The 12,370-nt window shown below is 39.2% G+C and carries 10 protein-coding genes; 5 read left to right on the plus strand and 5 right to left on the minus strand.

Features of this window, described 5'->3' with window-relative positions; genetic code table 11:
• Positions 1-2 precede the first annotated feature (2 nt).
• Complete coding sequence (locus AC4PL9_RS02165; protein ID WP_491603145.1) at positions 3-668, plus strand: KdsC family phosphatase; 666 nt, start codon at positions 3-5, stop codon at positions 666-668.
• Complete coding sequence (locus AC4PL9_RS02170; protein WP_491603146.1) at positions 658-1,608, plus strand: DMT family transporter; 951 nt, start codon at positions 658-660, stop codon at positions 1,606-1,608. The genes AC4PL9_RS02165 and AC4PL9_RS02170 overlap by 11 nt, the downstream gene beginning before the upstream one ends.
• Here AC4PL9_RS02170 and AC4PL9_RS02175 read toward each other — a convergent pair whose 3' ends face one another.
• Entirely contained in the window at positions 1,609-2,025 is a 417-nt protein-coding gene (locus tag AC4PL9_RS02175; RefSeq protein ID WP_491603147.1) for a DoxX family protein, read from the minus strand. It abuts the gene before it with no gap.
• 74 nt (positions 2,026-2,099) lie between these two features.
• Here AC4PL9_RS02175 and AC4PL9_RS02180 point away from each other — a divergent pair, with 74 nt between their 5' ends.
• The gene (locus AC4PL9_RS02180; protein ID WP_491603148.1) at positions 2,100-3,317 is read left to right on the plus strand and encodes a 4-hydroxy-3-methylbut-2-enyl diphosphate reductase; all 1,218 of its coding nucleotides are present in this window, start codon (positions 2,100-2,102) and stop codon (positions 3,315-3,317) included.
• A gap of 14 nt (positions 3,318-3,331) precedes the next feature.
• Here the strand turns inward: AC4PL9_RS02180 and AC4PL9_RS02185 are convergent, their stop codons facing one another.
• From AC4PL9_RS02185 to AC4PL9_RS02200, 4 genes are all read right to left on the minus strand, one after another.
• Positions 3,332-4,597, minus strand: coding sequence for an NAD(P)/FAD-dependent oxidoreductase (locus tag AC4PL9_RS02185; RefSeq protein ID WP_491603149.1), 1,266 nt, complete (start codon positions 4,595-4,597; stop codon positions 3,332-3,334).
• Positions 4,598-4,710: 113 nt separating this feature from the next.
• Positions 4,711-6,177, minus strand: coding sequence for an aminoacyl-histidine dipeptidase (locus tag AC4PL9_RS02190; protein WP_491603150.1), 1,467 nt, complete (start codon positions 6,175-6,177; stop codon positions 4,711-4,713).
• A gap of 62 nt (positions 6,178-6,239) precedes the next feature.
• Positions 6,240-7,151 (minus strand): RluA family pseudouridine synthase, encoded by a 912-nt coding sequence (locus AC4PL9_RS02195; RefSeq protein WP_491603151.1) that lies wholly within the window; start codon positions 7,149-7,151, stop codon positions 6,240-6,242.
• Positions 7,152-7,217: 66 nt separating this feature from the next.
• The gene (locus AC4PL9_RS02200) at positions 7,218-9,353 is read right to left on the minus strand and encodes a S46 family peptidase (RefSeq protein ID WP_491603152.1); all 2,136 of its coding nucleotides are present in this window, start codon (positions 9,351-9,353) and stop codon (positions 7,218-7,220) included.
• A gap of 95 nt (positions 9,354-9,448) precedes the next feature.
• Here AC4PL9_RS02200 and AC4PL9_RS02205 point away from each other — a divergent pair, with 95 nt between their 5' ends.
• Both AC4PL9_RS02205 and AC4PL9_RS02210 read left to right on the plus strand, forming a co-directional pair.
• Positions 9,449-10,132, plus strand: a complete 684-nt coding sequence (locus AC4PL9_RS02205) for a hypothetical protein (RefSeq protein WP_491603153.1) — start codon at positions 9,449-9,451, stop codon at positions 10,130-10,132.
• A 93-nt stretch (positions 10,133-10,225) separates the two neighbouring features.
• Positions 10,226-12,280 (plus strand): M13 family metallopeptidase, encoded by a 2,055-nt coding sequence (locus tag AC4PL9_RS02210; protein ID WP_491603154.1) that lies wholly within the window; start codon positions 10,226-10,228, stop codon positions 12,278-12,280.
• Positions 12,281-12,370: the final 90 nt, after the last annotated feature.

Raw genomic sequence — 12,370 nt, forward strand, 5'->3', positions numbered from 1 at the left:
ACATGAACCTGTTTGATCGTATTCGGTTTCTGATTGCACAATCTGGTCGTAAAGAAGCAAATTTTTGTGAACAATTTGGTGTACAGGTAATTGCTGATTTACCCCTGGTTCGTTTGAAGGAGATTTGCGAATTATTAGGAGTTTCTGAAAGTGAACTTTTATATCATTCTTCCGAGAGGAAACCATTTCCGAAAGATATTAAGTTATTGATTTTGGATGTAGATGGTGTTATGACAGATGGAGGAATGTACTTTTCTGATAGTGGCGAACAATTGAAAAAGTTCAACACGAAAGATGGTATGGGGATTATTCACCTCACGCGAAGTGGTTTTCAGGTAGGTATTATTTCTTCCGGTTTTAAGGGAGAAATGGTTCGCCACAGAGCTGAAATGTTAAAAATTCAGCATTTTTACCTTGGACGTGGTCAGAAACTGGACATTTTGAAAGAATGGTGCGAAAAACTGAATATCGGACTCCACCAGGTTGCCATGATAGGCGATGATGTAAATGACTTACAGGTGATGCAATCCATTGGTTATACTGCAGCTCCGGCTGATGCTGTCCCTGCTGTTCTTCAACAAGTCGATTGTATCCTCAGAAATAAAGGAGGAAATGGGTGTGTGCGAGAGTTTATTGACGAGGTAATGAAAGTGCAAGTTGAATACTGATAGTACGTTTGTAAAAAAATCCAGAAAAGTAACGGTCAGTAAGGGGATTCAATATATCCTTTTATCGACGTTGTGTTTTTCACTGGTCAACGTTTTTGTTAAGCTATTGGGTAAACCAACTGTACTTACACCGAATATTCAGGAGTATCCCACTCATGAACTTGTTTTCTTTCGTTCCCTGATTTCTCTTAGTATTACAGCAGCTCTATTAAAGAAAAAACGTCTTCCCTTGCTGGGGACGAATAAAAAGTGGTTAATTATACGAGGTGTATTTGGTGTAATGGCACTTACGACCTTCTTTTATACGCTTAAAGAATTACCACTTGCCGTTGCAGTTACCGTACAGTATCTCTCCCCTCTTTTCACTGTATTATTTGCTATCTGGATTATCAAAGAAAAAGTAAATCCTCTTCAATGGCTGTTTTTTGCGATTGCTCTGATCGGAATTGCTGTTATATCGCTTCGAAATTCGGATCCAGAATCACTAAATGCATCTGAAATTCCTCCTTTCTGGATTTTGATGGGAATTATGTCTGCTGTTTTTTCAGGTGTTGCTTATACTGCTATTCTAAAATGCAAAGAAACTGACTCTGCTCTCAATATTGTACTTTACTTTCCTCTAATAGCAACACCTATTATGGGAATTTGGTGTCTTTTTGATTTTGTAATGCCGCGGGGAATAGAATGGTTGTTTTTGTTAATTATAGGTTTGTTCACCCAATTCGCACAAGTATTCATGACAAAGGCTCTGCATGAAGGAGGTGCGGCAAAAATCACACCCTTTAAATACCTGGGAGCAATTTATGCATTCTTTATCGGTTTGTTGTTGTTTGGAGAAGTGTTAAGCTGGACAGCCCTTGCCGGAATTTTCTTGATCTTAATCGGCGTATTAGGTAACGCACTTCTAAAAAAACCGAAAAGAGCTGTCTCAAAAGCTTAATTACTTTTTCCCGCTAATCAGGTAATCAATACTAAAACGACCTGCACCGGTAACCAGAATAGTCACGTAAATTAATAAGTATAGTAGTGACATTTCCTTGTTCCCGAACGGATCTCCTGCATGCGCCATAAAAGCAGCTACAGCCATAGTAATTACAAGAAAAATAGCCGCGGGACGTGTGAGTAAACCGATAATCAGTAATGAAGTACAAATTACCTCTGCGAACACAGCTAAGGCCAAAGCAAAAGTATCCCCAAAACCAAAGGGATCGTAAAAACTAATTTCACCTCCTGCCATTAATTTTTCCATTTTTGGCAGTCCGTGAGTAATCATAAACGCTCCTCCGAAAACGCGTAAAAACAACAACCAGAAATCAACTGCTACAGGATTTTTAGATGTACTAAATATTCGTTTCATTTTTTCAATTTTATTTCCGCCGAATATACAATAATCCCGTATTCGTTCCTTATTTTTACTTACATTCGTTCAGAATGAAAAAGTTTAATATACCTCAACAGTTTGATTCAGAATTGATTCGCCGATTAAAGAATCGCCCGAAAAAAGTTGATGGTATACGCGATTTTTCTCCCACGATTTGGTCTACAGGTGACCTCACCTTTAAAATTTCCCGTCATTTTGGTTTTTGTTTTGGTGTTGAGCAAGCCATCGAAAAAGCATACGATACATTACATAAATATCCGGATAAACGGATCTTCTTTTTAAGTGAAATGATTCATAATCCTCTTGTAAACAAGGATCTTGAGGAAAACGGAATTCGTTTCATTCAATCAACTACCGGTGAGCAATTGATTCCCTGGGATACGATAACATCAGATGACATTGTAATGATTCCTGCGTTTGGTACTACACTCGAAACAGAACGTGTTTTGCAGTGTAAAGGGATACGAACTACAAATTATGATACAACTTGCCCTTTTGTTGAATTGGTGTGGAAACGATCCCGACAATTAGCAAACAAACAAGCAACCATTATTATTCACGGTAAACCCGAACATGAGGAAACACGTGCTACATTTTCACACGCCGCAGAAAAAGGAAAGGCACTTGTTATCCGGAATATGGAGGAAGCTGTCTTGCTCGGTGAGTTTATTTCAGGAGTTGTATCTCCCGAAGAGTTTACGACACATTTCCCGGGACGCTATTCAGACACATTTAATGCCGAAAAGGATTTGACCCGAATAGGAGTTGTCAATCAAACTACTCTTTTAGCAGAAGAGACACAGGAAATAGCAGATTATCTGAAAAGTGTGATGATAGAAAAGTATGGTGAAGAATCTCTTTCCGAACATTTTGAAGATACACGCGATACGTTGTGTTATGCTACGAATGATAATCAACAGGCAGTAAAAAGTCTTATCCGGGAAGAAGCTGACTTTGCTTTGATTATCGGTGGTCATAAAAGTTCAAATACTACACATCTGGTAGAACTGGCTCTTGAAAAGTTGCCGACTTACTTTATCCGGGACGAAAATTCTATTCTTCCCGATGGAGCAATAGAACATTTTGACCTGTTATCACAGGAATATAGAATAAGTCATGCAGTGATAAACAAAAATCGCCCCGGAACTATTCTGATTAGTTCCGGAGCGTCATGTCCTAACAGTACTATTGAGCATGTTATTCTTAAGGTAGCTGCTCTATATGGCTATTCTAAAGTAGACCTGCTTCAGAACCTTTCTGTGGAATAACACAATCGTATCTCTTACATTTTTCCTCGTAGCATTTTTTTCCAGTATAGATACGGCAATACATACCGTTTTAGAATCCACATAAACCAGGAAGGTTTAGTCAGGTTAAAGAACTTACTAAGTAAAGGATCGCTGTCTCTTACGTTGTTATACTTGAATTCTGCCAACAACATCTTTCCATATCCTGTGACCAACGGACACGAAGAATAGCCATCGTATTTTTTAGTGGATAGTTTCCCGGTTTTAGTTAATGCTATGAGGTGAGCCACAACAACCGGAGCCTGTTTTCGGATGGCAGCTCCTGTCTTTGCTGTTGGTAAAGCAGCCACATCCCCTACTGCAAATACATTATCATATTTTGTGTGTTGTAACGAATGAATATCAACGCTTACCCACCCTTTAGAAGGTCCGTCCTGAAAAGCTAATGGTGAATTTCTTATAAATTCGGGGGCTGCCTGAGGAGGTGCCAGATGAAGCATGTCGAATGGCATCGCTATTTCCGAATCACCAACTATTGATTCCTGTATTTTATTGTTTTCCGTAATAACACACCCATTATCCCCCGGTTCAGCGTACTTAAAATAAATCATTTGCTTTTCAGCATCAATCCGAACAGGAAGATAGTAAGGCTTAAAGAGTATATCGCGATCGTGAATAATTTTGTTTAGTGGTCGTGCAAATTCTTTCACTCCGAAGATTACAGACCCGGGAGTAGCAAAAACCACATTGGTTTTATCACGGATTCCTTTCTTTCTGAAGTAGTGTTCTGCGAGATACATGATTTTCTGAGGAGCACCTCCGCATTTTATGGGAGTTCCCGGTTGCGTAAATACGGCATTCCCTCCTTTGAAATTGCGGAGAACTTCCCACGTATGCTCCGGGTCAGTATAATTACTACAGACAAGACCTTTATCCAAACTTTCTTTTAGACCGGGAAGTGCATCCAAATCCATCACGAGTCCGGGAGAAAGAACCAAATAGTCATAGGTAATTGTATTTCCGTTTCCTAACACTACTGTATTGTTATCCGGTTGTAATTCCGTTGCATAGGATTGAATCCACTCGACTCCTTCAGGAATAAAATCTTTTTCCTTCCGAATCGTTTTTTGCATAGAGTAATTACCGGCACCTACTAATGTCCAGGCAGGCTGATATTTATGTTTGTCCGAAGGTTCTACGATGGCAACCTGTAATTCCGGAGCTTTTCGTTTCAATTGAGCAGAAACCATAATACCCCCGGTTCCTCCTCCTATTACTAAGATTTGAATGTGTTTTGCCATGTTTTTTCTTTTTGATTGAGTAACTTTCTCCAAAGTTTGAAAAAACCAAACACATTTACTGTGACTTATATCACAAGCTTATAATCAGACGATAAACTCCGAATTACCCCTTCTTATATAGATGGAATCTCTTCGAGTGTAGACAATAAGAAGCTCCAGAACTTTTGTACGGAAGAAATCTGAACGCATTCATCTGGAGAGTGTGCATGTCGAATATTTGGACCGAACGAAATCATATCTGTATCCGGAAGGTGTTTTCCTAAAATCCCGCATTCTAATCCTGCGTGACAAGCTTTCACATCCGGATTTCCTTTAAAAATATCTTTATATAGATTCCCCATAACACCTAATATCGGAGAATCGGGATTGGGTTGCCATCCCGGGTAATCCCCTTCCTGCACAACTGTTGCCCCCGCGTTCTCAAAGGTAGTACGTATCGTATTTGCAACGTCCATCTTCGAACTTTCCACACTACTTCTTTGAAGAGATTGTGTAACGATTTTACCCTCTTTCACAATCACTCTTGCCAATGAAGAAGAAGTTTCTACAAGTCCTGCGATATCCGGACTCATTCGGTACACACCATTGTGTAAGCTATAAATTGCATTCACAAAATTGCGTTGTGCCTTAGGTTCCATTACCATTGCCGGAGCTGCTGTCTTTTCACTAAGAATACGTAAATCTGGCTCTATTACGTGATATTCTTTTAAGATTTCGTTCGTTCGTTCTTTAAACGAAGCTTCAAAAGCTTCCGTATTGGATGCAGGAACAATAACTATTGCAGTCGATTCTCTGGGAATGGCATTGCGAAGGCTACCTCCGTCTATCGATGCAATATGTAATGCAACTCTGTCGTCCATATCGTACAACAAACGATTCATTAACTTATTAGCGTTCCCTCTTCCTTTGTCAATATCCATTCCACTGTGACCACCTTTGAGTCCTCGGATCTTGAGAACGTATGCCACAGCATCCGGAGGAGTTGGGATCTCCTGATACGTCTGTGTTGTATTGGTATCAATCCCGCCTGCACATCCAATCGATAATTCATCGTCATCTTCTGTATCCAGGTTAAGGAGTATTGAGCCGGACAAACGAGCCGGATCAAGTTCCATAGCTCCGGTCATTCCTGTTTCCTCATCAATTGTAAACAATGCTTCTATTGCCGGGTGTTTTACATCTTCTCCCTTAGCAGAAAGAACAGCCATAATAGCAGCAACACCAATTCCATTATCGGCTCCGAGTGTAGTTCCGTTAGCTTTTACCCAATCACCATCTACAATCATTTCAATTCCCTGATTGTCAAAATCAAATTGTGTATCACCATTTTTCTGATGTACCATGTCAAGGTGAGATTGAAGAATAACGGTCTGCCTGTTTTCCATGCCCGGAGTGGCCGGCTTTTTTATAATTACATTACCGATACGATCTACGAGTGTTTCAAGTCCCAGTTTGTTCCCGAAATCAACCATAAACTGTATAACACGTTCTTCTTTTTTACTTGGGCGCGGAACCGCATTAAGATCTGCAAAATGACTCCACAAAGCATGTGGTTCCAAACTCCTTACTTCCTTGCTCATGCTACAAATTTTGTTTTTACAAAGGTAATGATTCCTTTGGGGTGACGTCTCTTTTCTTCCTATTAATTAACGTTTCTCTTCTCTGAAACAAACTTTTCAAAACGTCGTTTTTCATTCTCCATAAAGCGTAGAAATTTTGCAGGAGCAGGCACAGAAACAACAATCTGTTTGTGTAGAAAAGGATGCATAAACGAAAGTTGTGTGGATGCCAGAAACAGTCCTTTACCTTTCAGTCTTGCCTTAGGGGTTCCGTATAACGGATCGCCAAGAATAGGGTGTCCTGCTTCTGCACAATGTATACGAAGTTGGTGGGTTCTTCCGGTAAAAGGAATTAATTCAACAAGGTGGACTGCATCATTACTGAGCGAAGGTGAACTTGCTATTTTCTTTATGGATGAAAGCGATTCTTTTTCATTGATTAAAAAGTTTAAATAACAATCACTAACTCCCTCACCAACAACAACTGCATGATACATTTTATCTACTTCACCTTTCTCAAATAACTCACCGGCCTTCACACGTGCTTCACGGGTTTTAGCTATCAGTAAACAACCGGATGTGGATCTATCCAAACGATGACACGGTAATGGAAAGGGTAAAGCATCTTTTTCTGCTGACGGTTTCAAATTATAAGGTAATGCGTGTTCAATTGTTTTAAAATAATTACCGCTAACCGGATATCCCGGAGGTTTATTAATAACAGCGTACCACTCATCTTCATAAACAACATCCAGGTCAATCGGGAAGACTTTAAATCCTTTCCCGGATTCCGGTTCAACAACCTCTATCAAATCTCCGGGTTTCACAAAAACAGATCCCTGCCCTGGTTGTCCGTTTAAAAGAATCTCTCCCCTCTTTACTGCCTTTTTTATCCCTTTCCGGGTAGTGATTGTTTGTAATTTCCCCAAACAATAAGCTTCCATCCGGATACTTTCCAGAACGGTTTCTACTTGTTGCTTTTCTTTTACAATCACTTGCTAAAAATAAGAAAACCCTTTCGAACAAAAGCCGAAAGGGTTTATCTGAAACATTAATTTCTTTTATTTAATCAGTGTCATTTCTTCTACTAAATGTCCGGCACCTGCGTATACATCCATAACCCACAGTACATAACGCATATCCACCATGATGTTACGGCAACGAGAGGTATCAAACATAAAATCAGACATTGTACTTTCCCAGGTACGGTCAAAGTTAATTCCGATCAGGTGTCCTTCTGCATTTAATGCCGGAGAACCTGAGTTTCCGCCGGTTGTATGATTTGATCCTGAAAAACATACCCAAAGTTCACCATCCTGAGCGTACTGACCGTATTCCTTTTTAGTATACAGTTGCATCATACGGTCGTCCAGATCAAAATCCTCGTTCCCTGAATAGTACTTTTCGATCATCCCGTCTACTGTAGTGTAGTGAGTGTATAACATACCGTCTCTCGGAGCAGAACCTTCAAGCTGTCCGTAAGTAACCCGTAAAGTACTGTTTGCGTCCGCCCAGTGATTTTTTTCGGGAAACATTTCCAACTTACCTGCTACATATACTTTCATCATCAAATCCAGCTCTCCCTGATAGGTTTGTAGATTCTGCGCCAACTGTCCGGCACGTACATCCCATAAATCACGATATAACAAATACCCCGGATCTTTCTCTAATTTTTTCATCGATTTTGTACTCATACTCTCGATAAAACCAACTAGCTTTTCCTCATTTACCAACATCGATTTTCCATAGATCTGAGAAGAAAGATCTTCAGTGCTTTTTTCTTTAAAAGACAATGGGTGAAACTCTTCTTTCAAATGTTTTTTTGCCACAGGCGAAATTCTGTCAAAAATAGCCTGATCTACCTGCACGTCGTAATCTTTAAAGTGCTTTTGGATAGAAGCTACAATTGCACCTTTTCTTTCTTCCCATTCACCATTTTCTGACCATTTCGCATAATTGTCAGTAATACTTTCTACGCTTCGTGCCAGTCGTAAGAACTCCGGTCCATAGAAAATATATTCGATAATTACAGCATCCGCCATTTCATATTCTTCATACACCTTAAATAGCTCTATAAGTGCCTTTACAACGGTTCCGTACTTATTTTTCCACTCCGGATTAGCATTTGCACGGTCTGTGTATTCTGCTTCTCTATCTTTTTTGATTTGCTGCGCATTCAAGCGACGGAGACCATCGATTTGTCCAATCCATTTTTTATACGCGTTTGCGATACGGGATTGTTTAGAGGCATACTGAATTCGTGTTTTATCACTTGCTTTCATAGCTGCATCGATCACCTCCAGAGATTTTTCCCGCATTTCAATACGTACAGGACGGTCTTTTTCCATAACATACTTGAGGTACTCTGAGGTAACATGTTGTTCTGTCATTCCCGGGAAACCGTAAACCATTGTAAACTCACCTTCTTCTCTGTTAGTGATATTTACAGGAAAGTGATGAAGTGGTTTATAAGGAACATTTTCAGCTGAGTATGGTGCCGGTTTATTATCTTTTCCTGCATATACTCTGAAAACAGAAAAGTCTCCCGTATGACGAGGCCAGACCCAGTTATCGGTATCTCCTCCAAACTTACCAATAAAAGAAGGAGGGGCTCCTACCAGACGAACGTCTGTAAACTTCTCCTGAACCAGCATGTAGTAACTATTCCCGTAATCAAATGCCTTGATCTGAGCTTCATAATGCGTAGTGTTTTTGATCTCTTCTATCAGTTTCCCTGCATTTTCCTTAATTTTAGCTTCTACCTGAGGAACGTATTTCAAACTTTCTGTTCCTTGTAAAACAGCTTTAGTTACATCTTCTATTCGAACAATACGAGTAACGAAAAGTCCTTCATTAGGCAACTCTTTTGATTTATCCATTGCCCAGAATCCGTATTTCAAATAATCATTTTCAAGAGAAGAATGTTGCTGAATCTGGTAGTATCCGCAATGATGGTTTGTAAGTATAAGCCCTTGATCAGATACTATTTCGGCTGTACACCCTCCGTTGAAATGAAGAACCGCATCCTTCATACTGGAGTTATTTACCGAATAAATATCTTCTGCACTTAACTTCATCCCTTTTGCCTGCATATCCGACTGGAAAGCCTGAACAAGACTTGGGATTATCATTCCTTCCTCGGCTCTTAATAAAGAGGAAGCAAGAATGAGAGAAACGATCATTATCTTTCTTAACATACCTAAAATTTTAGTGGCTAAATATATCAAGTATTCTGCAAATACCGTGCTAAAGTTCATTATTAAACGTATTTTTGGGACAAAATCAATGCGGAATGAAAATTTTAGAATTCATCTTTCATCTGGGAGTTGTTTTTGCAGTGTTTGGATTTCTCTGGTGGATATTTATGGCCATTTTAGCAATTTTCAGAGGAGGAAGAAGTAGGAATGAAATAGAGACGTATTCGTTAAAACTGATCAATTATTTCTTTTTGGTTTCGGTTACAGCACGCTTTGCTGTTGATCCTAAATTTGGATTAAAAGGAGCAGAGGATCAGACAGGAAATATCGTGGCAGGATTGATTCTACTAATGTATCTGATCGGTAAAATTCAAAAAAAGGAACAGCGACTTCAAATGTCAATGGCTTTGCGAGGATTTATGCAGCCCGCAAAACGAGTGTTTAATCGAAAAGTAGAAGTAATTCTTCTTTTTGTAGCTATTGCTTTTTTTACTGTATTCGTATTTGTTCCGGAAACTTCTTATAACCCTGTAACAAACTGGTTTGTTGAAAGCATTATCAATATTGCCGATACACCTATATTTGGTTTTATCTTTAAAGTAATTGGTTTTTTCTTTTTACTAAATGTACTTTTCCGGTTTGTTGGAGGTATTTTACAGGTTTTGGGGTTAAAATCACCGGTAACGATTCAATCTACAAACTTTACCGACTTTCGGAATACAAAGGATTCGGACAAATCTGACGATGATGACTTTGACGATTATGAAGAGGTAAAATAAGCTTTTTTCCTTTTATCCCTCCGGACAACCGATCGTAGAATAGACATTATTGTTTTTTAGGTTTTTTGTACTTTCGTTGAAAACCAAATAATGATGTTCAGCACAATAAAATTACTTATCAGTGGTGCCCTTGCCTTGCAGGTTGCGGGAGATGCCGGAGACGGAAAGAAGAAGGAAAAACACCCCGGTAATAGCCCCAAAGCTGTAATTGATCAATCTTACATGGACAAATCCATTCGTCCTCAAGATGATTTTTTTCTGTTTTGTAACGGTACCTGGGTAAAAAACAATCCGGTTCCGGAAACAGAATCCCGATGGGGTAGTTTTAATGAATTGGATCAGGATAACAAAGAGAAGTTAAAAGTAATTCTCAAGGATGCAGCTAAGAAAAAGGCAGAACCGGGAAGCTCTGAGCAATTAGTGGGAGATTATTATACATCTTTCACTAATATGAAAGAGCGAAATAAGCTAGGGTTCTCTCCTATCCATAAAGACCTTGAAAACATAGCATCAATTGAAAGTGTAAAAGATGTTCCTGGTGTAATTGCTAAACTACACAGCGAAGGTGTTCGTCCACTTTTCTATTTCGGAGTTCGTCAGGATCTGAAAAATGTAAATGGACACATTACTTACTTTAGTCAGGGAGGATTAGGATTACCTAACAAAACATACTATCTAAAAGAAGATAAAGCAACTATCCGGGAAGCCTATAAAAAGCATATCGCCCGCATGTTCCGTCTTGTCGGAGATGATGAAAAGCTTGCTTCGAAAAAAGCAGACCTTATTTTCGGATTGGAAGAAGATCTGGCAAAAGCAAGTATGTCGCCGGATAGTTTACGTGTTCCTGAAAATACATACAACAAATTCTCCCGTGATGCTTTTGAAGGTAAGTCGGAAAACATGAGTTGGTCCGGGTATTACAAACAAATGAATAATATCGACTTTGATACGATTGTCGTAGGTCAGCCTGTTTTTCTTGAGCGTATTAATGAATTAGTAAAAACAACTCCGCTGGAAGCATGGAAAGCGTATTTAAGCTGGAATCTGATCAATACGTATGCAGGACATTTGAGTGAAGAATTTGTACAGGCTAACTTTGACTTCTACTCTACCACGTTAAGTGGAACCAAAGTTATGAAACCCATAGAAGAACGGGCTATTAATGAATTAACAGGGCTTCCGATCGGGCAAGCTTTAGGTCGTTTATTTGTGGATAAACATTATTCTATGTCTGCTCAGGAGAAAGTAAACAAACTGGTAGATAACCTTACCCTTGCTTTTCGCGAAAGATTAGAGACAAGAACATGGATGACAGAAGATACTAAAAAACGTGCGTTGGAAAAACTAAATGCGATTTCCCGAAAATTAGGGTTTCCGGATGAATGGGAAGATTTTTCTGCTATCCATATTTCATCGGATGATTATCTTGGTAATATCCGTAGTATAACAGCTTATTCGATTAACAAGAACCTTAGTAAATTAGGTAAAGAAGTGGATCGATCTGAGTGGGGAATGCCTCCTCACATGGTAAACGCGTATTATCATCCGTTACTGAATGAAATCGCTTTTCCTGCTGGAATTATGCAACCTCCATTCTTTGATGAAAATGCAGAAGATGCTGTAAATTATAGCCGTATTGGTATGGTGATTGGTCATGAGTTGACGCACGGTTTTGATGATATGGGATCTAAATTTGCAGCAGATGGAACTTTTACTAATTGGTGGTCAGAAGAAGATCGAAACCGGTTTAATGAAAGAACAGACCTTTTAGGAGCTACTTTTGATAGTTTTTGTCCCTTCGACAATCAGTGTGTCAATTCAAGCCTTACCATGGGAGAGAATATTGCTGATCTTGGAGGAGTAACTGTAGCGTTTTATGCTTATAAAAAGACTGAAGAGTTTAAGGCAGGTAAAGTAATTGATGGATATACTCCTGCTCAACGATTCTTTATTGGTTTCGGACAGTTGTGGAAAATTAACTACAAAGATGAAGAACTGAAAAAACGATTGGCTACAGACCCCCATTCTCCGGGAATGTACCGAATAAACGGACCATTAAAGAATTGTCCTGAGTTTTTCGAGGCATTTGATGTAAAAGAAGGAGATCCTATGCGAAATCCGAAAGGAAAAGTAGCTGAAATCTGGTAAGATTCTTTTTGCTTATAAAAAAGCCCCTGTAAATGGTTAATCACTAGATACAGGGGCTTTCTTTTATCTATATATTCATAGATAATTTAA

The sequence above is a fragment of the Wandonia sp. genome, assembly GCF_984588085.1.